Consider the following 23,462-nt stretch of genomic DNA (forward strand, 5'->3'; position numbering starts at 1 on the left):
TAATGATTATGGCTAAAGAAAGGGTTTTAATTACCGGGGCGGCAGGTTTTTTAGGGTCACATCTGTGCGATAGATTCATTAAAGAAGGATATGATGTTGTCGGCATGGATAACCTTATCACTGGCTCTATGGATAATATCGCTCATTTAATGGGGAATGAGAATTTTGAATTTTATCATCACGATGTTAGTAAATATGTTCATGTACCTGGTGATTTGAAGTATATTCTTCATTTTGCTTCACCTGCAAGCCCAATTGATTATTTGAAAATACCCATTCAAACTTTAAAGGTAGGGGCACATGGTACTCACAATTTGCTGGGTCTCGCTAAGGAAAAAAATGCTAGAATATTGGTTGCCTCCACTTCTGAAGTTTACGGTGATCCTTTGGTACACCCACAAACTGAAGATTATTATGGTAATGTAAATCCAATTGGACCTCGCGGAGTTTATGATGAGGCTAAGAGGTTTATGGAATCTATTACCATGGCTTACCATACATATCACAAATTGGAGACACGTATTGTCAGGATTTTCAATACTTATGGTCCAAGAATGAGACTTAATGACGGTAGAGTACTACCTGCCTTTATAGGCCAAGCATTGAGGGGGGAAGATTTAACAATTTTCGGTGACGGTTCCCAAACCCGTTCATTTTGTTATGTAGATGATTTGGTCGAGGGTATCTATAGATTATTGCTAAGTGATCATGCTGAACCAGTGAATGTCGGTAATCCTGATGAAATTACTATTTCTGAGTTTGCTGAAGAAATCATTAAATTGACAGGGACCAAGCAAAAAGTAATTTATAAGGATTTGCCAAAAGATGATCCTAAAAAGAGGCAACCTGATATCACCAAGGCTAAGGCCTTATTAGGTTGGGAACCAAAAGTTAGTAGACAAGCTGGTTTGAAAATCACTTATGACTATTTTAAATCTCTTGATAAAGAGAAATTGTTTCAAAAGGAACATAAAGATTTTGAAAAATATATTGTGAAGTGATGTCGAAAAAAGTACTAGTTACAGGCGGGTTAGGCTACATTGGTTCTCATACTGTTATAGAATTAATGAATCAAGGATATGAACCCTTGATTATTGATAATCTTTCCAATAGCGATATTTCCGTTTTAGATAGAATAGAGAAAATTTGTGGTAAGCGTCCAGAATTCCAGCAAGTAGAAATGCGAGACAAAGAACAGTTGCAGGAAGTATTTTGGAGTAATAATAATCATATTATTGGTGTGATTCATTTTGCAGCCGTTCTTTTGGTAGGCGAATCTGTAGAAAGACCATTACACTACTACTACAATAATCTTACTTCTACAATCAATTTGTTGGAGTGCATGAATGAATTTGATGTGAAGCCCATAGTATTCTCATCGTCATGCACCGTCTATGGTAATCCGGATCAATTGCCAGTAAATGAAAATGCTCCAATTAAACCTGCTATTTCACCTTATGGGAATACAAAAAAGGTTTGTGAGGATATTTTGAAGGATGCCAGCATTGCGCACCCTACTAAGGTTGTTTCATTAAGGTATTTCAACCCCATCGGGGCGCATAAGTCTTCCTTGATTGGAGAATTTCAATCGGGCCCCCCACATCATCTAGTACCTTTTATTACAGAGACTGCTACTGGGAAAAGGGAGAAACTCAATATTTTTGGAGGGGACTGGAATACTGCGGATGGTACCTGCGTTCGCGACTATATTCATGTTTCGGACGTGGCGGAAGCTCACATTAATGCTTTAGATTTTGCAATTAGGCAATTTGACCATTCTTTTAATGTTTTCAATATTGGTTCTGGAAATGGGTATTCCGTATTGGAGATGGTTACCAGTTTTGAGAAAACCACAGGATTGAAAGTCCCCTATGAAATTGTAGATAGAAGACCTGGTGATGTAGAAGCTGTTTATGCGGATACGTCTAAAGCCTCAAAAGAACTAGGCTTTAAAACCAAAAGGGGACTTGATGAGATGTTGAAATCTGCCTGGGATTGGGAACAAGCTTTGGCCAAAGAATAAATCTCGGATTAGAGTTTGCAGTTGATGTGTGAATGATAAATATGTATAATTCGTTTTATGCTGTTTTTAGAATATACCTTATTTATGTGTAACCTCAATAAATTTTGAAATAGCCTGATAGACTTCTTCTTCCTCTTCGAACATTCCCATATGACCGGTTTTAGGAAGATTTTTCAAATAGGGGTGCTTCATAAATTTTATTTGAGATTTACTTAAAGCAACGGGAATACTAGGATCTTCTTCACCATAAACAAATAAGATCGAGCCTTCGAATTCTTTTATAAATTCAAGACTATCACTTCGGTCGCGCATTGCCAACATATAGTCAGTAAGCGTTTTTTCGGGAATTTTACTTCCTTCCTTAACTATTGATTGAATAGTATCCTGTAATTTCTCACGATTATTTTCATGGACTAACATGGGGACGAAACTTTCTATGAATTTCTCTACTCCATGCCTTTGAATAAATTCAATGGATTTTTCTCTACCTTCCTTTTTTTCATCTGTATCAGCAAGTGCTGTCGAGTGAATTAGACCGATATGGGAAACAATATTGGGGAATCTTTTTGCGATTTCTAAAGTAACATACCCTCCTAAGGAATGCCCCATAATGATACATTCATGTACATTTAACTTTTTTAAGCAATCATAGATGGAATTTGCCACCATATCAAGACTGTGCTCATATGGTAAGCTATCGCTTTGCCCGAAACCAGGTAAGTCAGGTGTGATTACTTTGTATTTTTTAGATAATCTTTCCCTGTAATGGTTCCAAATATTATGGGTTTCCCCATAACCGTGCAAAAAAACTACCGGATAACCTTTTCCGGATACTTCATAATGAATGGTCATAGTTTAGCATGTAATGAATGTTCAACCATTTGAAGCGCTGTGGTAAAAATGCCTTCTGGATCGAAATTGCACTCAGCGTGCAACTCATGTTGCTCACCGTGCTCAATAATCCTATCCGGAATGCCTAAGCGTTTCACTTGTGAAGAATAATCATTTTCCGCCATAAATTCAAGTATTGCACTACCAAATCCTCCCATTAGGCAGCCATCTTCTATGGTTATTACCTTTTTATATTGGGAAAATACCTGATGCAGCATTTTTTCATCTAATGGTTTAACGAATCGCATATCAAAAACTGCAGCATCTACCCCTTCTTTTTCTAATTTTTCGGCTGCCTCTACCGCATAGTTGCCTATGTGACCGATGCTTAAAATTGCAATATCTTTACCTTCTTTCACTTGTCGACCAGTTCCAATTTCCATTGCTTCCATTGAGGTCTTCCATTCTGGCATTACTCCCTTTCCTCTTGGATAGCGAATTGTAAAAGCTTTACCTTCTCTTGGTAACTGAGAGGTAAACATCATATTTCTTAATTCTGCCTCATTCATTGGGGAGGCAATTATCATATTCGGAATGCATCGCATGTAGGCAATGTCATAATTTCCATGGTGTGTTGGGCCATCAGCTCCTGCAAATCCGGCTCTGTCTAAAAAGAAATTAACAGTTAAATCTTGAATACAAACATCATGAATTACCTGATCATAACCTCTTTGCATAAATGTACTGTAGATGTTACAGAAAGGAATTAAGCCTTGAGTAGCTAATCCTGCAGAAAATGTAACAGCATGTTGTTCAGCTATTCCTACATCAAAGGCTCTGTCCGGCATAGCTTTCATCATTATATTTAATGAAGAGCCGGATGGCATGGCAGGAGTAACCCCGACAATTTTATCATTTTGCTCAGCGAGTTCCACAATAGTGTGACCGAAAACCTCCTGGTATTTTGGTGCAGATGGCTTTTCAACTGGCTTCTTTTGAATTTCACCAGTGATTTTATCAAATTTTCCAGGAGCATGCCATTTGGTCTGATCTTTTTCTGCAGGTCCAAATCCTTTTCCCTTAGTGGTGACACAATGCAGAACTTTTGGGCCTGGGATATCTTTTAGGTCTCTCAATACATGTACTAAATGATTCACATCGTGGCCATCAACAGGGCCAAAGTATCTTAAATTAAGAGATTCAAATAAGTTGCTTTGTTTTAGTAAAAATGACTTTATGCTATTTTCTAATTTACCTACGACTTCTTGTGCACTTTTACCAAATCCACTTACTTTCCCTAACAACTTCCAAACATCATCCCGCATTCTATTGTAAGTATGTGAAGTAGTGATGTCCGTTAAATATTCTTTTAATGCACCTACATTAGGATCAATAGACATACAATTATCATTCAAAATAATAATCATATTGGCATCAGAAGCCCCTGCATGGTTCATGCCTTCAAAAGCCATTCCACCTGTCATTGCTCCATCGCCTATAACTGCAATATGTTGTTTATCGAATTCACCCTTAAGATTAGAAGCTAGAGCCATTCCTAAAGCAGCAGAAATAGATGTGGAGGAGTGACCTACACCGAATGCATCGTACTCGCTTTCCTTTCTTTTCGGGAAACCGGACATTCCTTTATACACTCGGTTAGTATGAAATCTTTCTTTTCTACCCGTTAAAATTTTGTGGCCATATGCTTGATGACCAACGTCCCAGATTACTTGGTCTTCAGGAGTATTAAAAACGTAGTGCAAGGCAGTGGTTAATTCCACAACACCTAAACTAGCACCAAAATGCCCTCCATAAATGGAGACGTTGTCAATGATAAATTGTCTTAATTCTTGACTTAACTGTACTAATTGAGATTGATTGAGTTTCCTGAGATCAGCAGGGCTGTCAATCTTGGATAAAAGTTCTCCGGGTTGAATAAGCATAGTATCTTAAAATGTTTAATGCTGAAAACAAATACAGTATGTAAATGTTTCATCCAATTAAATTTTCATTAAATATTATTTATTAAAGAAAATTCAATCTTGACGTTAAGTGTTTTCAATTAAGAAGTTAGACACTAAACGTAACAATCCACAAATTACCGAAAAATTTGTTTTATAAAAGGCAAAATTACAATAAAATCCTGCTATTCACCTGCAATCTTTTCAAATTCAATTATCTTTGAAATCTTTGATCACTTAAATAATCATCTGAATTGAGTTTTGAAATAAAACTTCCGCTTTTTGAGGGTCCTTTTGATTTACTGCTTTTCTTTATTGAAAGGGATGAGTTGGATATTTACGATATTCCTATTTCCAAAATCACCAATGATTTCTTGGATTACCTTAAGCATTTGGAGCAGATGAATATTGAAGTGGCTAGTGAATTCATTTTAGTTGCCTCAACTTTAATGCGAATTAAAGCCAAAATGTTATTACCACGCCCTCAAATTGATGAGGAGGGAAATGAAATTGATCCGAGAGAGGAATTGGTACGGCACTTACTGGAATACAAAAAGTATAAATCAGTTTTGCAAGAGCTTTCAGAGATGGAAAGACAAATGCAGGAGAAAGAGAAGAGGGGGAATGTAAAAAAAGAAGTCCGGTCACTTTCTGAAATCATCAATGTGGAAGCCGAACTTCAAAACGTAGATTTATATAAGCTATTAAGAGTGTTTAGGGATGTGATGGCACGCTACGAACTCGAAAAAAACAAACCCTCGCATAAGGTGGTTCAATATCCTTATACCATCGAAGGGCAAAAAGAACATATAATTGGAAAATTGGATCGAGATGGTAGAATGGCTTTTACCACTTTCATAGAAGAGAAACCTGAAAAAATAGCTGTGATCTTTAATTTTCTAGCCATATTAGAGCTTTTGCAAAGTGCGTTGATTACCATCACGGTGGGAGAGGGCTTTAATAATTTTTGGTTGGAAAAAATTGAAACTGTTGCTGAATGAAGTTAGAGAAAGAGAAAATTTTCAAAACTCTTAATCCGAACAAAGTATGGATACCTGTTTTACTAGGAGTAGGTATAGTTGCTTTTCTATTTTATCAAGACGATTCTGTTACAGTAGAGAATCTATCTCTAATTTTTCAAGCCGAAATTCTTCCTGTGGCACTTGCGTTTTTTGTGCTTTTCGCAAGAGATGTGGGATATGTCTATAGAATAAGAATGATTACAGGAAAAAGGCTGAATTGGAAAAGCAGTATTTATGTGATTATTCTTTGGGAATTTGCTTCAGCGGTGACTCCTTCTGTAGTAGGAGGAACTGCAGTAGCAGTATTTATCCTTATGAAAGAGGGTTTGAAATTGGGTAAAGCCCTAGCCTATACTATGATTACCGCCATTTTCGATAATCTCTACTTTGTAGTAATGGCGCCTATTGTCTATCTTATTGCCTCAGGGCATATTTTTCCTCAGAATTCAATGATAGAAACTCAATTGGGGAGAAGTTTACCGGCACTTTTTATTATCAGCTATACGCTCATTGCAGTTTATACCTTTGTCATGGCTTTTGCTGTTTTGGTCAATCCAAGATGGTTCAGATGGATATTATTAAAAATAACTTCTATAAAGTTCTTGAGAAGATGGAGACAGGGAGCCTATGATCAGGGCTCCGAAATCATGATGGCTTCGAAAGAATTAAGAGGCAGAAATTTTACTTATTGGTTAAAGATTTCACTATCTACAATTTTCATATGGACTGCACGTTATGCGATGCTGAATTGTGTGATTGAAGCATTCTCCAATCAAAGCTTTTTTGAGCATATCGTGATTTTTGCCCGTCACGTGGTGATTTGGATAACTATGTTGGTTTCCCCAACTCCTGGTAGTAGCGGTACTGCCGAATTTATCTTCACTCAATTTTTCAAAGAAGATTTAGGCTCTGTTACTTTTATTACTAATATTTTCTGGCGATTAATGACCTACTACCCGTATTTATTTCTAGGTGCGATTGTACTGCCGAGATGGATCGCTAGGGTTTTTAAGAAGAAAAAGAAATAACAGAAAACCGTGATAAAACCTGTCAGGTTTTGGCTATAATAAATGAATATATTATGAATTGCCTGATATTTTCAAATTGAGAAACCTGACAGGTTTTGGGCTTCAGTTTGTAAAGTACTTTCTCTTAAATTGTAATGATCTCGTTCGTAATTTTTACTAATTTTCCATACATTGAGTCTATGCATATCAATCAAATCAAAGAGACTTGTCTGTATATTAAAGACTTGAAAAAAGCTAAAGATTTTTATCATGGTAAATTAGGCTTACCTATTATAACGCATGCACCCGAGAAATTGATATTCTTTCGTTCGGGTAGTTCTGTTCTACTTTGTTTTAATCCGGAGTATAGTGAGAATCAGGATGTTCCCCCGCCTCATTTTGCGAGTGGCAAGCAACATATTGCTTTTGAGGTTCCCGCCAATGATTATGACTCAGCCAAAATGGAATTAGAAGAGAAAGGGATCGCTATAACTTACGAGCACGAATGGCCAAACGGGAAACTTTCAGCCTATTTTGAAGATCCGGAAGGAAATGTTTTGGAGATAGTGCCAAGCGGTTTGTGGGATAAGGCATGAATAATCCTTGAAAATATTTTTCTTTTGCTTGCCATTCCTGTCGTAAGCTAGTTGTTTCCGTTGGTTCAGAGTATCTTACATTGAAAATGCTGGTACTCTCTGAATTCGTAATTATTCAATTCCCAATTCTTAATTATATTACAAGCGCACCTTTTTTATTCAATGCTTCCTCAACATAATCAAAAGTAGAAAGGATATCAGGTTTACCGTCTACTATGGCTACATCATGTTCGAAATGGGCAGAGTATCTGTTGTCAGCAGTGACTATCGACCAGCCATCAGCCAATTGCTTGATGCTTCTTCCGCCTAAATTAATCATGGGCTCAATAGCCAATACCATCCCTTCTTTCAATTTAGCTCCTCTGCCTCTTTTGCCGTAATTAGGTACTTCTGGTGATTCATGCATTTTTCTGCCTAAGCCATGGCCTACCAATTCTCTTACCACTCCATATCCGTGCGTTTCCGCATGATTCTGAATAGCAAATCCGATATCACCGATTCTATTTCCAGCTTTACATTCTTCTATGCCTAAATACAATGACTCTTTCGTGACTTTTAATAATTTCTCTATCTCAGGTTTCACTTCTCCCACAGCAAAGGTGTAGGCATGATCTCCATAAAAACCATTCATGACCACACCGCAATCAATCGATATAATATCACCTTCCTTTAAAGGGTCTTTATTAGGAAAGCCATGTACAACTTGCTCATTCGGACTCATACACAGTGTATTCGGAAAGTCGTATAGACCTAAGAAGCCCGGTACACCACCATTATCTCTAATATATTCCTCTGCTTTCTTATCCAATTCCAAAGTGGTAACTCCTGGCTCTAATAATTCAGCCATTAGTCCTAAGGTTTTGGATACCAATAATGCGCTTTTACGCATTAATTCAATCTCTTCTTTTGTTTTCAAATGAATCATCTGAATAAATCTTTAAGTTTTTCCCAAAAGCTTTTTTTAGGAATTGTGTATTCAACTGGATTATTACCTAATAGTTCCCAAACTTTACTCCAGCCCAGAAATCCGCCTATATTTCGGTCGTCAATAAAAAAATCAACATTGAGCTTTCGACTTTGTCCGGGCTCCAATTCCTCTTCAGGATAATTTTTATTTACGGCATAAAACTCTATTCCATGCTTTCTGCAAAATTCCACAGCTTCTTGTAAGGATTTACCTTCTCTTACAGTCCATAATATCAATTGATGCTGTTGTTGATGCAAGGCCTTCATAGTTTCAATCGCGAATAGCTGAGGCTTCCCAATAGCTGGATAACGATCTTCTACTATAGTGCCATCAAAATCAACTGCAATTTTCAACATTATCTATTTTGCTTTGTATTCTGCTCTTATTTTTGCTTTCAAACAAAGGCGTTCATAAATCATTTCCGCCAGCTTTTCCGGGATTTCTGCATTTCCAGGTTGCAAAGTTAAGGCAAATTCTTTTTCTGACACATCAATACGGTACATTATCTGCACCAGTTTTTGAAAGTCAGTATCTAATAATTGGGAAATATAGGGGCTAAGCTTTTCAATAAAGCTTTGTTTGTGCAAAGATTCTTCCTGGCTGATTTCAAAATCAGGGATTAATTTCTGGGAAACGGTAATGAGTTCTTTTTGATAATCCATTGATTGGAATTTACCACAAAGCTATAAAACTGGATTCAATTGTAAAATATGCTTAGAAAGTCATCTCGGAATTTTTCTTTTTTTGGGAGAAGATAATTGTCCGTGATCTAGTTCTAGAGTTAGTGAATTTCTAAAATTACATGATTATATTTAAAGACTGGATTCCAAAAATGAATTATGATTCTGATATTGAAAATCAAACCAATAAGCATAATCTTGATACTCCACGCAGTCAGGTAGACTGATATTGTTAATTTCCATTTTTATCATGGCCGCTTTTGGAACCCAGCTGGAGAAAAGTTCTTGTTGCTCGTAAGGCAAGCTGGAAATTTGTATGAAATTGATGCCTTGGTGGAAATTTGGTGTTGCTTTTAGCATTAGTAGATATTTTCAATTTTTACAAATGTAGGAATTTATAAACGACTTATTATTAAGTGTTTGTTAATCTTTTATGAAGTTTTTTAACTAGTGAAATGATCATGGAATTATTGAATGATGTTACTGAAGAAATATACCCAAACCTAGTATCTGTATGATCTAACTTTTAGGAGTATTTGAATCTTTAATTAGTCATTATAAACATTTGTATGTACTGTCTTTATTTTGCACCTTTAGGATAATTTTAATTTAAACATTAAACGATGATAAATCTAATGAAATCTATTTCAATGATTTGTCTAGTGCTTATTCTAGGGGCCGGGTGTGAAGAGGAGGAATCAGTGCGAAATTTTGATGACCTTATTGGTTCTTGGCAGTTAGCGTATTACCTGACTGAGGACAATGGTCGGATTAATGATCCTGATGACGGCAAGCCTGTTTATTTGACATTTAAAGCAGATCGTACATTTGAAGGCATGGCTGGCAATAATTTCATTGAGCTTGGTAAATTCGAAGTCGAAGGTGATCAATTAATTTTAATGGATGCTGCTGTGACAGAGATTACAACCACAGAATGGGGAGAGCGCTTTAATGATGCACTAAGACATAGTTGGAATGGTGAAGCCCTTGCTATACCATACACGATTGAAGATAATGAGTTGATTTTAAATTATGTAGATAATGATACCATGCATTTTTTGCCAAAAGAGTGAATTCATTTCTAAATTTATATAAAAGCAATTACAAATTGACAGTCATATGAAGAAATTAAAGTCTGCTATTCCTGTCGCCTATTTGCGCATTTTAGTATTTTTCTTATTTGCACTATTTGTAATGAGTTGCGATAATCAGTCTCCCGTTGATGAGGGTCCACCCGATCACGAAGATGTGTCAGCTCTGATTGTTTTTGATGGGAGTCCTGCAGTTGATGGCTGTGGATGGTTAATTCAAATCGATCAAGAATTTCAAGCGCCTGTCAACTTAGATTCTGCTTTTATGATAGAAAGCCTTGAAGTTGTATTGAGCTATAATTTTTTGGAATCAAATCGGCTTTGTGGCTGGAGAGATCCTGGTTATAAGGAAATTGAAATATTAGAAATTAAAAAGCAATAGTGTGATATGGGAGCCTTGTAGTAAGCCTAAATTTTGGATGATGCGAAAGATTTTAATTTTATGTAAGAAAATGGACATCTCAATCTTAAATAGTATAATTAAAGAGTTCAACTAAAATCATTTGTATTTAATAATATTTCATTTTACTTCAATAATGAAATCAAAACCTAGCAATATGAAAAGTCATTTCAATTACTTACTTATCCTTTTAGCCTTTATTTTAATAGCCTCTTCTTGCCAAAAAGAAGATATAAAAGTGGAAGATGAACTTCCCCCCATCACACAAGAAGGCTTGAATACTTTCGGTTGCAAAATTGATGGGGAGGTTCTAGTGCCGAAGGACGGTGATCCGAGTTTATTTGTGGGTTCTAGGAAGGGGTTAATTGCAGGAAATCCACATGCTGGTGAAAACCCTGTTAAAAGTTATTTTTTTATTAGAGTTTTGAATGCGCAAGATGAAGGTGGGGATTATATTTTTTTATATATCCCAGAGCTAGAAGTAGAAGGTGAATATGAGTTAGGAAACAGTACAGGTAGTACTCCTTATGAAAATAATAGCCCAAATCATGCAATTGTAATTTCATACGATGGGGAAACTGCTGGAAAAAGATACCTGTCCTTCGAAGGGGGGGGGGGATATTGTAATCGATAGGTATGATACCATCAATACAATTATCTCAGGAACATTTGAATTTGATGTAATAAAAGAATCTGATCCACTTTCTGATACTATTTCAGTAACCGATGGCCGTTTTGATATTAATTGGAGTAGATTAAACGAAGAAGAATAAATTTTTAATAAACTAAAACATTAAATTATGAAAAATCTAGCGAAAATTATTTTAATGATTTGCTCAGTGCTTTTTGCTGGAACAGGTTGTGACGAGGAAGATCCCATACAAAATTCCAAAGAACCAATTGGTTCTTGGCAGTTGGCCTATTACCAAACTGAAGAAAAAGGCCGGATTGATGACCCCAATGACGGCAAGCCTGTATATTGGAATTTTAAAGCAGATGGTACCTATGAAGGGATGGCAGGTAATAATTTCATTGAGCATGGCGAATTCAAAGTCGAAGGTGATCAATTAATTTTAATGGATGCTGCTGTGACAGAGATTACAACCACAGAATGGGAAGAGCGCTTTAATGATGCACTAAGACATAGTTGGAATGGTGAAGCCCTTGCTATACCATACACGATTGAAGATAATGAGTTGATTTTAAACTATGTAGGTAATGATACCATGCATTTTTTGCCAAAAGAGTGAATTCATTTCTAAATTTATATAAAAGCAATTACAAATTGACAGTCATATGAAGAAATTAAAGTCTGCTACTCCTATCGCCTCTTTGCGTATTTTAATATTTTTCTTATTTGCACTATTTGTGATGAGTTGCGACAATCAGTCTCCCATTGATGAAGTCCCACCCGAGCACGAAGATGTGTCAGCTCGTATTGTTTTTGATGGGAGTCCTGCAGTTGATGGCTGTGGATGGTTAATTCAAATCGATCAAGAATTTCAAGCGCCTGTTAACTTAGATTCTGCTTTTATGATAGAAAGCCTTGAAGTTGTATTGAGCTATAATTTTTTGGAATCAAATCGGCTTTGTGGCTGGAGAGATCCTGGTTATAGGGAAATTGAAATAGTTGAAATCGAAAAGCTGTAGAGTTCACCCGTGTTATTCAAGAGTTGATTATTTGAGATAATTAGACATGAAGACCACCACTCCCGATTGAGTAAGTTACTTTAATTATCCTGTCAATTTTCTTAATTTTATCGTGCAATACGACTTTTTCCGCCTTTTTTCGTAAAATCACGGTTTTTATCATAAAATTCGCTTATTTCGTGTTTACATTTTTTTATCTATGGAGTATTTGGAAGCATTTGATTCGATTAGACCTTATAATGACTCAGAGGTGAATGAAGCCGTTCAGCGCTTGATACAGCATCCATTTTTTGATAAAGTTGTCCAAAGAGTTTTTCCTGATAAGTCGGTGGATCAATTGAAGGGAGCATTGGCAGATGTACATAATGTCAAGGATTTCCAAAAAGTAATGATGTATCCGACTGCTCGTAGCGTATTAGATAATAGTTCGGAAGGCATTTCTCACGATGGTTTTGATAAAATCAATCCAGATAAATCTTATCTTTTTATTTCCAACCATAGGGATATTGTGTTGGACTCTACCATTTTAAATGTATTGCTTTTTGAATTAGGGATAGATACAACAGAAGTAGCTATAGGTAATAATCTATTGGTGAATCAGTGGGTGACCGATTTGGCTAAACTCAATAAAAATTTTATAGTTAATAGAAATATCCCGCCAAGGGAAATGTATTCTTATTCACAGACTTTGTCGTCTTATATTCGACATACCATTTTGGAGAGAAAGACCTCCATTTGGATTGCACAGCGCGAGGGTAGAACCAAAAATGGAGACGATCAAACACAACAAGGCTTGCTGAAAATGATTGGTTTAAGCGGAGAAAAAGATTTCTATGAAAATTATGCTCCTTTAAGAATAGCTCCAATGGCGATTTCCTATGAATATGATCCTTGCGATGTTTTGAAAGCAAGAGAGATAGCTTCCAAATTAGCCGGCAAATCTAAAGAGAAAACGCCTGAAGATGATTTGCAAAGTATGATTGCCGGAATAACAGGAGTGAAAGGAAGGGTTCATATTTCAATAGGAAAAATAGTAGATGAGAAATTAAGGGAAATTCGTGAAATCAGAAATAAAAATGATCAAATGCAGGCTTTGGCTGATTTGATTGATGAGCGAGTACACAAAAGCTATAAGCTTTGGCCCAATAATTTTATTGCGTATGATTGGTTATATGAAAAGCGTTTCGCTGATCGTTATACAAAAGAAGAAGTAGAAAAATTTGAAGCCTACCTAAGGAAGCAAGCCCAAGCTTTTTCTGCTAATTTTAATGAATTGAAAGATCCCTTATTGGCTATGTATGCCAACCCTATAAAAAATAAATTGAAAGTGGTGGGAATGATCGAGAGGGATTTATAATACTTTAGCTTTTACCTCAAATACCATATCAGATCGTATCTCGGTATCTGAATTCATGGTTTCCCTTGTCACTATTTCATATTGTAGGTCATAACTATCTTCCTTAATATATTCATCCAAATTGGCACCTGTGGTCTCCAAATCTAATTCAGTTCCTGCATTTTCAGGTACATCTTGAATTTCAGCAATCAAGGTTGAGCCCTCACTTTCATTTGAAATATAAATTTCTAAACTTTTCAAAAAGAAAAAATCCCTATCGTTTGGGCTAGTTATTGTTAGCTTCAGCTCGCTTAAGTTCACATTTTCCACTAAATCTGCACGAGTATTATTATTCTCAAAACTTTGTTGAGAAGAAGTGCTTACATCTGGAGTTCCTAGATCAATTGGCAGGTTTACTCCTGAAGAAGAAGGAACTGTAAACTCAGCGGAATTAGTAATAGTAAAGGTGGTGATTTTATCAATACTGTCTTGAATATCACAACCACTAAAAAATAAAGCTGCAACAATTAAAATTGAAAAAATAATCTTCATGAAATAATACATTTGGTTTACTTCTACCTACGGAAGATTAGTGAAATTGGATATAATGTCTCCATTTTTCTAAGACCTCAATAAAATCTGGAGGTAATTCAGAATCAAAGTTAACGGTCTTGTTTTGCGATGGATGATTAAAACCTAAGGATTTGGCGTGTAGAGCCTGTCTTGGAATTATTTTAAAGCAATTATCCACAAATGACTTGTACTTGGAAAACTGAGTTCCTTTTAAAATTCTGTCACCACCATAAGTAGCATCATTAAACAAAGGATGTCCAATATACTTCATATGGGCTCGAATTTGATGGGTACGACCAGTTTCTAAATTACATTGAATAAGCGTTACATATCTTAATCTTTCCAAAACTTTGTAATGCGTGATAGCCGTTCTGCCAAAATCACCATCAGGAAATGCGTCAGTAATTCTCCTGTCCTTGAAGCTTCTGCCCAAGTTTACATCGATTGTACCTTCATTCTCTTCCACATCACCCCAAACTAAGGCGTAATAGGTTCTTTCAATGCTATGGTCAAAAAATTGTTTTGCCAAATGCGTCATGGATTTTTCATTTTTGGCTATCACCAAAAGCCCTGAAGTATCCTTGTCTATTCGATGAACCAAGCCTGGTCTGCCATCATTCCCTTCCATTTCTGGTAAATTTTGAAAATGGTAAGCTAAAGCATTGACTAAAGTTCCTTCCCAATTTTGATGGGCAGGATGTACCACCATGCCAGCTTCTTTGTTTACAATTAAAAAATCGGGATCTTCAAAAATTATATTTAGTGGAATGTTTTCAGGTTTTACATCCGTGTCTCTAGGAGGCTCAGGTAGGGCAATCCGAATAATATCATTGGGGTGCACTTTGTAATTCGGTTTAATGGTCTCCCCATTTACCTGCACAAAACCATCTTTAATAGCTTTTTGCACCTTATTGCGGGTCACATTTGGGAGCCTGTCCATTAAGAATTTATCTATTCTCAACAGATCCTGCTTGGGATCAACTGTAATTTGATGATGTTCAAACAATCCATCATCTTCTTGTTCGTTTTGTGCTATATCTTCTTGCATAATTTCCTTAAGCCTACAAAGTTAATAAAAAGATAGTGTGAACGAACATATCATTTATTTTGATGGAAGATTAAAAAGTGAGATATTTATTGTGGTGTATGATTATAAAATGATGTTAAAATATATTGTAAGTATATTTTTATTGCTTTCAACGGTAGTTTGTCAGGCACAATCTATTTGGGATAAATTAAATAAAAATCCATTTAAAACATCTCAGGTCTATTTTGGAGTTCGGTCAGGTGCGAATTACAATATGGTAAATGTTATTAATCGCTATTCATTGATTAAGCCTACCACAAGCTTAGATGAAGGTCTCTACGATAAAGAATATAAAGATGTAGAAAATATTGGAGTTCTTTATGGGCTGACCTTTATGTATCAATTTGACCAGCGACTAGTTTTGGGTGCAAATGCGTCAGTAAATCAAATTCGGTTTCAATACACCCAGTCGCAACCTGGTTCAACAAGAAGTGTAAATTTCATCCATAATCATGATCTTAATTATTTGGATGTACCTGTTTTTTTTAGGTTTATGTTCCGAAGAGTCAACAGCCGTTTTTGGGATAAACAGAATAGAAAACCAACAGTTCCGCCTATTATACCCTTTGTACAAGTGGGCTTAAATTTTTCCGTGTTAATTAATGCCGACAAAGAATATTCTAAATTCACCACTCAAGATGGTATAGAAAGTCAAGAATTTAATAAAAACGAAGATATAAAATCTATTATGTCTCCTTTTACTGCTGGAGCTTTCCTAGGAGGGGGTGCAAGGTTTAGAGTGAGTACTTTTTATATTACTGCCGAAGCAAATTTCAGGCAGGGCTTGAGCAATGCAAATAATCAAAATGCACGATATGCTAATGATAATCTTCAAAATGAAGCTTATGATGTGATGGACGATTTTAGTTTTCAGTCTGTAGAAGCCTTAATAGGAATCATATTTCCATTGAAATACTTGAATAAGAAAGAATTTATGCCAGTTGAGATATGAAAAGGATCAGTATCATCATATCAGCTTTTATTTTACTTGCCGCTTGCGATGATGATGTAATCGAATTTACCCCAACGGAAAAGTTTAACAGCATTTTTGATAGTCCCAAAGAAGGGTCAGATTATAATCCTCTAGATGTAATTGAAACTGATGATGGCGGGTTTCTTATTTTATCAGCATTAGCTAATGAATCTATATTTGTGCTGAAAGTAAATAATAGAGGAGATTTTCAATGGAGTCAGGAGCTAGAGCCTCAATTTGTGAAAGCAGTGCCCAATTTGATCAGGCAAGGTGATAATTATTATTTTATTGGAAGTAGCCAACCGGATTTTACAGCTACTTTGTTTGAAATAAATGAATTGGAACAAACCGTAGAAGCCTTGCGATCTTACACTGCATATCGAAAACCCTTGGCATTCAACATTCTAACGCCAGATACCTATTTGCTCTTAACTTACAATGATACTACGGGAACTATTTTAAGTAAAATACAGGATGGTTTTGCAATGGAATGGGCTAGAAAATATGACGATACTAAAAATGCACATCAACAGTTAGAAGCTTTCCAAAATGCTAATAATGCTGAATTTTTTGTTGGAGCCTACAATGCAGGATCAGTAATTTATTTCAACTCACTCAGGGAGGGAAACTTAGATATGACTTTTACGAACGAACAAGGAATTGAGACTGGTAAAATTAGTAGTTCTGCATCAAACTATATTAATTCTGCCTTATCATATGGAAATTCATTATTTTCTTTCAATTACGTTTTCAGTAATCAAGCTTATTTTGTTAATACCTACCAGCCTATTGTGAACGATTCTGTTTCATTACAAACATTAGAGGGTGAGCTGATGCAAGATAGATTGAGAATTCAAAGTGCTATATCCGCAGTAATTCCCATAAGTACCACTAATTATCTTGTGAATGCATACTCTACTCTAGATGGTCGAATTAAACTGAATTTTTATGATTTTGCCTCAGGTGAGCAAGTTGCAATAAAATATATTGGCGGAATTGATCCTTTAGAGGTAGTAGAGATCATTCCTACGAGAGATGAAGGGATGACTATTCTTAGTAAGATCACCATTGCAGGTGCTAAGAATAGGATTAACTTATCGAAAATTCCTAAAGATGAGATTTTAGAAATGTTGTAATCATTTTCTTGAAATGATCATACCAACAAGTCATAAATAATGCGGAAGCTACTATTTTTCATTTTTTAAATACTGAATTTCAACATTTTAAAGAAGATATCGTTTTTAATGACTATGAGTAAAATAGGACTTATTCTTTTAATCATTGGCTTTTTTAGTACTAATCATGCTAATGCTCAAAATAGTGACATAAAAATCATAAAGGTCCCAGAATTAGAGGATATTATGAATCAATCGGATGCTGATAAATTACTTGTGATAAACTTCTGGGCCACTTGGTGTAAACCATGTGTGAAAGAACTTCCTTATTTTGTAAATGCTCAAAAGCAATTTTCAGATGTTGAATTCGTGTATATGAGCATTGATTTTTCGGAAAATGCCACTAAGGCTGAAAAATTTGCTCAAAAGAAAGGTTTGAATCCAGATGGATTATATCTTATTGATGATTTGGATTATAATTCATGGATTGACAAAGTATCTCCTGAATGGTCTGGAGCGATTCCAGCTACTCTTATTATTAAAGATGGACAAAAATACTTTTATGAGAAAGAGTTTCACGAAGGTGAACTGGAAAATTTAATCAAACAAAAACTGTAAATATACCGCTATGAAAAAGTTAATTGGATTATCATTAGTACTGATCGCTTTGGTGGCTTTTAGTTTTAAAAATGGGGGATACGAGCTTGGGGATAAAGCAACGGACTTTTCTCTTAAAAATGTAAATGGAGAAATGGTTTCGATGCAATCGTATGTAGAGGCTAAGGGCTTTATGATTATATTCACCTGTAATTCTTGTCCTTATTCAGTAGCCTATGAAGACAGGATCATTGAGCTTCATGAAAAGTACGCCAGTAAAGGTATTCCGGTAATTGCTATCAATCCGAACGATGATGAGAAATCTCCGAGAGACTCTTTTGATAAAATGGTTGTAAGAGCAAAAGAAAAGGGATTTCCTTTCCCTTATGTTTATGACGAAACTCAGGAAATCACAAAAGCCTATGGGGCCACCAATACACCACATGTTTATGTTTTAGATGCTAATAGAACCGTGAAATATATTGGTGCAATTGACAATAATACAAAATCCGCTGAGGCTGCAAATAAAAAATATGTGGAGGATGCAGTTGATGCAGTATTATCTGGCACTGAGGTTCCAGAAAAGAAAACAAAAGCCATAGGATGTACTATAAAATGGGCCTCCTGATCAGATTATTTTTGAATTAGAACTGAGGGAAAAAGCTGGTTGCGAAACTGGCTTTTTTCGTTGATAATCAGCTGCTTTGAGAATATGTCTCTATTCACCAAATGAGAAAGAGAAAAAGAGAAGTATATAAGTGTTTGTAACTAAACTTGATAGAATCCGCTTAATAGCAACATAACCAAATATTTTTTTTGAAATGAAGAGACTAATTTTAGTATTACCATTTTTAATTCTAAGTTCATTTTTTGTTAATGCTCAATCGGATCAAAGCGGTATCAGAGCTTCCTTAAACTTATCTAATTTGTATGTGGATGAGGTCAATGATGAAAATACGAAGCCAGGTTTTGCAGTTGGTGTTTATTTTCGTAAAGGTATTTCCGATCAAGTAAGTATTCAACCTGAAATTAATTATAGTCTAAAGGGCTCACAGATCAACTATGATGGAGGCTTTTTTACAGGTAGTGGAAAGTATAGATACAATTTATCATATGTTGAAATACCTGTATTAGCTAATATACATGTTGGTGAGAATCTGTATTTTAGTGCGGGTCCGTATATTGCGAGTTTGATCGCAGTGAAAGTTAAAGATGTTGATGGAGATGGAAGTATTAATAGTGTAGAGGAGTATGATAGGGATGATTTTAATACTTTCGATTATGGTGTAGCTGCAGGAGTAGGCTTTGACTTTTCTGGAGGTACAGCCGGTGTCAGATATAACTATGGCTTAGTTGATGTAGCACCGGATGGAAATGGGTTAGACAATGGAAAGAATTCAGTATTACAGTTTTTTATTGGATTTGAATTCTAAAATTTCATCAGAAGGTATTTTGAAAAGCACAGCAACCACAAGCTGTGCTTTTTATTTTTCTACGACCATCTCCAACAAATCATCCAAATATTTTCTGCTGTTGGATAATCTAGGAACTTTATTTTGGCCCCTAGTTTGCCTCTTTTTCTCATCCATTCATAAAAAGTGCCTTGTGGAACTTTATGAATCACCAAGCAATGTAGAGCGATATCTTTATATCTCTTCGCATCATAATCAGAGTTTATCTTTCTGATTTCATCATCTAAAATTTTGGAGAATTCCTCAATATTATCGGGTTCTTTTGCAAATTCTATTACCCATTCATGAGCTCCTCGTTTTCCTTGTTGCAGATGCTTAGGTGCTGCTGTGAAATTATCAATACTAACTGAAGTTTTATTGCAAGCTGATGCAAGTGCTTTCTCAGCATTTTCAATCATTAGTTCTTCACCAAATGCATTTATGAAGTGCTTGGTCCTTCCACTGATTTTTATTCTATATGGGTTTAAAGAAGTGAACCGTACAGTATCTCCAATTCTATAACGCCACAAGCCAGCATTGGTGCTAATGACAATTTCATATACTTTATACAGTTCTACTTGATCAAGCCGAATCGTCTTAGGTTGTTTTTGATGTGAATCTTCTAATGGAATAAATTCATAGAAAATGCCGTAATCCAGCATCAGCAACATTTCGTCAGAATTCAATTCATCTTGAATACCAAAAAAACCTTCAGAAGCATTATAGGTTTCCACATAATTCATTTTTGGAGATTTTATCAAATCTCTAAATAGCGGTTCGTAGGGTACGAAAGAAACGGCCCGTGAATAAATAATTCCAGATTCGGCCAAACCTCTGAAATGTTCTCTTTCCCACTAAGTTCAAGGATTCTTTGAAGTAAAACCACAGTCCAGGTTGGAACACCGGTCAGACTAGTAACATCTTCCTTCATGGTGGCATTAGCCATAGCTTCAATCTTCCCTTCCCATTCATCCATCAATGCAATTTCTAAGCTAGGAGTTCTAATGATTTGAACCCAAAATGGAAGATTTTTCATAATCACTGCAGAAACGTCCCCATAAAACGAATTGGAGTTATTATCAAATTGGTTGACCTGCTGGCTTCCCCCAATACTTAAATTTTTCCCTGTGAAAAGCCGTGATTCAGGGTTGTTGTTCAGATAGATTGATAATAAATCTTTGCCGCCTTTAAAATGACAATCTTCTAATGCTTCGTCTGAAACGGGTATAAACTTGCTTCTATCATTTGTAGTGCCAGATGATTTTGAAAACCATCTGATTTCGGTAGGCCAAAGAATATTTTGATCGCCTTTTAATAATTGATCAATGTATGGGAATAATTCCTCATAGGTGTGTAACGGAACTCTTTCTTGATAACTTCCGAATGTTTTTAGTTCCTCAAATTTATACTCTTGACCAAATTTCGTATTCCTAGCTCTATAAATAAGCTTTTGTAGTACTTCACTTTGCACTTCATTAGGGTATTTCATGAAAAGCTCCACTTCGTGAATTCTTTTCTTCATAACCCAGGTCATTATAGAGTGAAGGAATTCCATTGTTTATAGTTTTCGTTTCAATTCGAAATGTTTTCCTAAATATACCCTTCTAACTTGTTCATCATTTGCTAAATCTTCAGCAGTCCCGGCTTTCAATAATTTACCTTCAAACATCAAATAGGCTCTATCAGTAATGGAAAGCGTTTCGTTTACATTGTGGTCAGTAATTAATATTCCAATATTTTTATTTTTCAGTTGACCTACAATCGCTTGAATTTCTTCTACAGCAATTGGGTCAACACCAGCAAATGGTTCATCTAGCAAAATGAAACTTGGATCCATCGCCAGGGCACGTGCAATTTCTGTTCTCCTTCTTTCTCCACCAGACAGCACCATTCCTTTATTTTTCCGAACGTGATTCAAACTAAACTCGTCCAGCAGGCTTTCCATTTTCTCTTTTTTTGCTTCCTTGCTGATTTTTCTCATTTCCAAAACAGCCATTAAGTTCTCCTCCACAGTCAATGATCTAAACACAGAAGCCTCTTGTGCCAAGTATCCCACACCTTTTTTTGCTCGTTTATACATAGGCAAACTGGTGATATTTTGATCGTCTAGGAAGATTTCACCTGAATTCGGTTTCACCAATCCGACAATCATATAAAAAGATGTTGTTTTTCCAGCTCCATTCGGGCCTAATAGTCCCACAATTTCACCTTGTTCAACACTCACAGAAATATGGTCTACCACAGTTCTCTTAGAATAGATTTTTACAAGATTTTCAGCTTTTAATATCATTTTTATTTTTTTGTTTCGATGCTATAAGCAACAAACATACCCAATCAGCAAATTAACGAAATTATTTAGTGAATGCGGATATCTTTTAGATAAAGCTGTAAAGATTTTGTCCCGTTAAAGTGGTTTTCTTGAATAGTATATGCCAATTCAAAGCCATTTGAGTCCAAAATCAGTGATTTATATGGCGCCATACCGAATCCTATAGCAGTTATCTTCTGCCGACCATCTTTATTTTTCACTTGTAGTTTAAGGTGTTTTTCTTTTAGGATTACGGGTGAACCTAAGAGCTCTAGCTCTCTAGTGGCAAAAACAGGTTGCATATTTCCAGGACCGTAGGGATCCATTTGGCTCAGGATAGAATAAAACTTTTCAGTAATTTGATCAATATTAATATAGCTATCGATGTTTATTTTAGGTATTAGTTGATCATCTGTTATGCTGCTTTGCACGGCTTTTTCAAAGGCAGCAGAAAAATCAGGGATTTTGTTGATAGAAAGTGTTAAACCTGCTGCATGTTTATGGCCCCCAAATTGATCCAAATGTTCTTGACATAATTCGATGGCAGCATAAAGATCAAATCCGTCAACTGAGCGAGCAGAACCTGTTGCTTTTCCGTTAGATTCTGTCATGATTATAGTGGGGCGGTAATGCTGTTCAATGCATCTGGAGGCAACAATTCCTATTACTCCTTTATGCCAATTTTTATTAAAAAGCACTGTGCTTTTTGCCGTTAATAATTCACTGCTTTCTTCTATATAACTCAATGCCTCAGAGGTTATGCTTTGATCAAAGTCTTTTCGAGTGTTATTCTTCTTCGATATATCCACAGCAATAATTAAGGCTTGATCTTCGTGAATAGAAGTCAGCAATTGAACTGCTAAATGAGCGTGATCTATTCTACCAGCAGCATTTATTCTCGGACCTAACTGGAAAACTAAATTAGAAATGGTGATTTTTTCTTTTAATCCGGATGCTGCCAGTAGTGCCTTTATACCTGGTCTTGGATTGAAATTTATTTTCTCTAGACCATAATAAGCCAATATTCTGTTTTCACCAGTGACCTCAACAATGTCTGCTGCAATACTGATAGCTACTAAATCAAGTAATTCGAAAGCAAGATGCTCTGGAATTCCTTTTTGAATACAGTAGGCTTGAATGAGTTTAAAGCCAACACCGCAACCTGATAGTTCCTTATATGGATATTTGCAATCTTGCCTTTTTGGATCTAGAATTGCTATGGCCTCTGGTAAGGCTTCGCCAGGATTGTGGTGATCACAAATGATAAAATCTATAGCTTTTGAATTGGCATACCTAACCTGATCCATGGCTTTAATCCCACAGTCCAAAGCAATAATAAGTTTGCAATTTTTTTCATGTGCGTAGTCAATACCTTTGGTAGAAATGCCATAACCCTCTAAATATCTATCTGGTATATAATAGTACAAGTTTTCGCAATAATTTTTAAGAAAACTGAACATCATAGCAACGGATGTTGAGCCGTCTACGTCATAGTCTCCAAAAACAAGAATAGGCTCTTGTTCGTCAATGGCTTTTACTAATCGTTGGGTAGCTACGTCCATATCCTTCATGAGAAATGGGTCGTGGCAATCTTCTATAGAGGGTCTAAAATATTTCTTGGCATCTTCATAATTTGTAATGCCTCTAGACACCAATATTTTAGACAGGATAGGGTTTATATTTATTGATTTACTTAAGTCATCAACTTTTTTGAGTGAAGGTGCGGCTGCTATAATCCATTTTTTCTCTTTGGGCATGATGTAAAATTAAAAAGGCTTCGATACAATTCTAAGC

Annotated in this window: 26 protein-coding genes and 1 pseudogene; 16 read left to right on the forward strand and 11 right to left on the reverse strand. The window is 35.8% G+C overall.

What is annotated here, in order from left to right:
- Positions 1 to 8: 8 nt before the first annotated feature.
- Together Q3Y49_RS10945 and galE are read left to right on the forward strand one after the other, a co-directional pair.
- A complete protein-coding gene (locus Q3Y49_RS10945) occupies positions 9 to 1,001 on the forward strand; it encodes a UDP-glucuronic acid decarboxylase family protein (RefSeq protein WP_303268193.1) in 993 nt (330 codons plus the stop codon).
- Positions 1,001 to 2,023: a UDP-glucose 4-epimerase GalE gene (gene galE / locus Q3Y49_RS10950; RefSeq protein ID WP_303268194.1), complete on the forward strand. Its 1,023-nt coding sequence runs from the start codon at positions 1,001 to 1,003 to the stop codon at positions 2,021 to 2,023. Before Q3Y49_RS10945 ends, galE begins: the two co-directional genes overlap by 1 nt.
- A 78-nt stretch (positions 2,024 to 2,101) precedes the next feature.
- On the opposite strand, the gene Q3Y49_RS10955 is transcribed toward galE, so the two are convergent.
- Together Q3Y49_RS10955 and dxs are read right to left on the reverse strand one after the other, a co-directional pair.
- On the reverse strand, positions 2,102 to 2,875 hold the full coding sequence (locus Q3Y49_RS10955; RefSeq protein ID WP_303268195.1) for an alpha/beta fold hydrolase: 774 nt from the start codon (positions 2,873 to 2,875) through the stop codon (positions 2,102 to 2,104).
- A complete protein-coding gene (gene dxs / locus Q3Y49_RS10960) occupies positions 2,872 to 4,797 on the reverse strand; it encodes a 1-deoxy-D-xylulose-5-phosphate synthase (protein ID WP_303268196.1) in 1,926 nt (641 codons plus the stop codon). The genes Q3Y49_RS10955 and dxs overlap by 4 nt, the downstream gene beginning before the upstream one ends.
- Positions 4,798 to 5,069: 272 nt before the next feature.
- Between dxs and Q3Y49_RS10965 the strand changes: the two genes are divergently transcribed.
- The 3 genes from Q3Y49_RS10965 (at position 5,070) to Q3Y49_RS10975 (ending at position 7,440) form a co-directional block, all read left to right on the forward strand.
- Complete coding sequence (locus Q3Y49_RS10965; protein WP_303268197.1) at positions 5,070 to 5,816, forward strand: segregation and condensation protein A; 747 nt, start codon at positions 5,070 to 5,072, stop codon at positions 5,814 to 5,816.
- Positions 5,813 to 6,865, forward strand: coding sequence for a lysylphosphatidylglycerol synthase transmembrane domain-containing protein (locus Q3Y49_RS10970; RefSeq protein WP_303268198.1), 1,053 nt, complete (start codon positions 5,813 to 5,815; stop codon positions 6,863 to 6,865). The genes Q3Y49_RS10965 and Q3Y49_RS10970 overlap by 4 nt, the downstream gene beginning before the upstream one ends.
- A 179-nt stretch (positions 6,866 to 7,044) precedes the next feature.
- The gene (locus Q3Y49_RS10975) at positions 7,045 to 7,440 is read left to right on the forward strand and encodes a VOC family protein (RefSeq protein WP_303268199.1); all 396 of its coding nucleotides are present in this window, start codon (positions 7,045 to 7,047) and stop codon (positions 7,438 to 7,440) included.
- A gap of 133 nt (positions 7,441 to 7,573) precedes the next feature.
- Here the strand turns inward: Q3Y49_RS10975 and map are convergent, their stop codons facing one another.
- The 4 genes from map to Q3Y49_RS10995 all read right to left on the reverse strand — a co-directional run bounded on the left by map (position 7,574) and on the right by Q3Y49_RS10995 (position 9,447).
- On the reverse strand, positions 7,574 to 8,365 hold the full coding sequence (gene map / locus Q3Y49_RS10980; protein ID WP_303268200.1) for a type I methionyl aminopeptidase: 792 nt from the start codon (positions 8,363 to 8,365) through the stop codon (positions 7,574 to 7,576).
- Entirely contained in the window at positions 8,362 to 8,763 is a 402-nt protein-coding gene (locus Q3Y49_RS10985) for a BT0820 family HAD-type phosphatase (RefSeq protein WP_303268201.1), read from the reverse strand. Before Q3Y49_RS10985 ends, map begins: the two co-directional genes overlap by 4 nt.
- Positions 8,764 to 8,766: 3 nt before the next feature.
- On the reverse strand, positions 8,767 to 9,069 hold the full coding sequence (locus Q3Y49_RS10990) for a hypothetical protein (RefSeq protein WP_303268202.1): 303 nt from the start codon (positions 9,067 to 9,069) through the stop codon (positions 8,767 to 8,769).
- A 150-nt stretch (positions 9,070 to 9,219) separates the two neighbouring features.
- Positions 9,220 to 9,447 carry a hypothetical protein gene (locus Q3Y49_RS10995; protein WP_303268203.1) on the reverse strand — a complete coding sequence of 76 codons (228 nt, stop codon included), beginning with the start codon at positions 9,445 to 9,447 and terminating at the stop codon, positions 9,220 to 9,222.
- 263 nt (positions 9,448 to 9,710) lie between these two features.
- On the opposite strand from Q3Y49_RS10995, the gene Q3Y49_RS11000 reads away from it, so the two are divergent.
- The 6 genes from Q3Y49_RS11000 (at position 9,711) to Q3Y49_RS11025 (ending at position 13,585) form a co-directional block, all read left to right on the forward strand.
- Positions 9,711 to 10,160, forward strand: coding sequence for an META domain-containing protein (locus Q3Y49_RS11000; RefSeq protein ID WP_303268204.1), 450 nt, complete (start codon positions 9,711 to 9,713; stop codon positions 10,158 to 10,160).
- Between the two features lie 46 nt (positions 10,161 to 10,206).
- Entirely contained in the window at positions 10,207 to 10,560 is a 354-nt protein-coding gene (locus Q3Y49_RS11005) for a hypothetical protein (RefSeq protein ID WP_303268205.1), read from the forward strand.
- 175 nt (positions 10,561 to 10,735) lie between these two features.
- On the forward strand, positions 10,736 to 11,212 hold the full coding sequence (locus tag Q3Y49_RS11010) for a Riean_0653 family protein (RefSeq protein WP_303268206.1): 477 nt from the start codon (positions 10,736 to 10,738) through the stop codon (positions 11,210 to 11,212).
- A gap of 166 nt (positions 11,213 to 11,378) precedes the next feature.
- Positions 11,379 to 11,828 (forward strand): META domain-containing protein, encoded by a 450-nt coding sequence (locus tag Q3Y49_RS11015; protein ID WP_303268207.1) that lies wholly within the window; start codon positions 11,379 to 11,381, stop codon positions 11,826 to 11,828.
- Between the two features lie 46 nt (positions 11,829 to 11,874).
- The gene (locus Q3Y49_RS11020; RefSeq protein ID WP_303268208.1) at positions 11,875 to 12,228 is read left to right on the forward strand and encodes a hypothetical protein; all 354 of its coding nucleotides are present in this window, start codon (positions 11,875 to 11,877) and stop codon (positions 12,226 to 12,228) included.
- Between the two features lie 199 nt (positions 12,229 to 12,427).
- Positions 12,428 to 13,585 (forward strand): 1-acyl-sn-glycerol-3-phosphate acyltransferase, encoded by a 1,158-nt coding sequence (locus tag Q3Y49_RS11025; RefSeq protein ID WP_303268209.1) that lies wholly within the window; start codon positions 12,428 to 12,430, stop codon positions 13,583 to 13,585.
- Here Q3Y49_RS11025 and Q3Y49_RS11030 read toward each other — a convergent pair.
- Entirely contained in the window at positions 13,580 to 14,116 is a 537-nt protein-coding gene (locus tag Q3Y49_RS11030) for a hypothetical protein (protein WP_303268210.1), read from the reverse strand. The genes Q3Y49_RS11025 and Q3Y49_RS11030 overlap by 6 nt on opposite strands.
- A 37-nt stretch (positions 14,117 to 14,153) precedes the next feature.
- Positions 14,154 to 15,185: an RluA family pseudouridine synthase gene (locus Q3Y49_RS11035; protein ID WP_303268211.1), complete on the reverse strand. Its 1,032-nt coding sequence runs from the start codon at positions 15,183 to 15,185 to the stop codon at positions 14,154 to 14,156.
- Positions 15,186 to 15,222: 37 nt separating this feature from the next.
- Between Q3Y49_RS11035 and Q3Y49_RS11040 the strand changes: the two genes are divergently transcribed.
- From Q3Y49_RS11040 to Q3Y49_RS11060, 5 genes are all read left to right on the forward strand, one after another.
- Positions 15,223 to 16,176: a porin family protein gene (locus tag Q3Y49_RS11040; protein WP_303268212.1), complete on the forward strand. Its 954-nt coding sequence runs from the start codon at positions 15,223 to 15,225 to the stop codon at positions 16,174 to 16,176.
- The gene (locus Q3Y49_RS11045; RefSeq protein WP_303268213.1) at positions 16,173 to 17,333 is read left to right on the forward strand and encodes a hypothetical protein; all 1,161 of its coding nucleotides are present in this window, start codon (positions 16,173 to 16,175) and stop codon (positions 17,331 to 17,333) included. Before Q3Y49_RS11040 ends, Q3Y49_RS11045 begins: the two co-directional genes overlap by 4 nt.
- 114 nt (positions 17,334 to 17,447) lie before the next feature.
- Positions 17,448 to 17,930, forward strand: a complete 483-nt coding sequence (locus tag Q3Y49_RS11050; RefSeq protein ID WP_303268214.1) for a TlpA family protein disulfide reductase — start codon at positions 17,448 to 17,450, stop codon at positions 17,928 to 17,930.
- Between the two features lie 10 nt (positions 17,931 to 17,940).
- Positions 17,941 to 18,537, forward strand: a complete 597-nt coding sequence (locus tag Q3Y49_RS11055) for a thioredoxin family protein (RefSeq protein WP_303268215.1) — start codon at positions 17,941 to 17,943, stop codon at positions 18,535 to 18,537.
- Positions 18,538 to 18,730: 193 nt separating this feature from the next.
- Complete coding sequence (locus Q3Y49_RS11060; protein WP_303268216.1) at positions 18,731 to 19,342, forward strand: porin family protein; 612 nt, start codon at positions 18,731 to 18,733, stop codon at positions 19,340 to 19,342.
- 51 nt (positions 19,343 to 19,393) lie between these two features.
- Here the strand turns inward: Q3Y49_RS11060 and Q3Y49_RS11065 are convergent.
- From Q3Y49_RS11065 to recJ, 3 genes and pseudogenes are all read right to left on the reverse strand, one after another.
- Positions 19,394 to 20,915: pseudogene (locus tag Q3Y49_RS11065) on the reverse strand (GH3 auxin-responsive promoter family protein).
- Between the two features lie 3 nt (positions 20,916 to 20,918).
- Complete coding sequence (gene lptB, locus Q3Y49_RS11070) at positions 20,919 to 21,650, reverse strand: LPS export ABC transporter ATP-binding protein (RefSeq protein ID WP_303268217.1); 732 nt, start codon at positions 21,648 to 21,650, stop codon at positions 20,919 to 20,921.
- 65 nt (positions 21,651 to 21,715) lie between these two features.
- On the reverse strand, positions 21,716 to 23,425 hold the full coding sequence (gene recJ, locus Q3Y49_RS11075; RefSeq protein ID WP_303268218.1) for a single-stranded-DNA-specific exonuclease RecJ: 1,710 nt from the start codon (positions 23,423 to 23,425) through the stop codon (positions 21,716 to 21,718).
- Between the last annotated feature and the right edge of the window lie 37 nt (positions 23,426 to 23,462).

This window comes from Marivirga harenae, from assembly GCF_030534335.1.
Lineage (GTDB): Bacteria > Bacteroidota > Bacteroidia > Cytophagales > Cyclobacteriaceae > Marivirga > Marivirga harenae.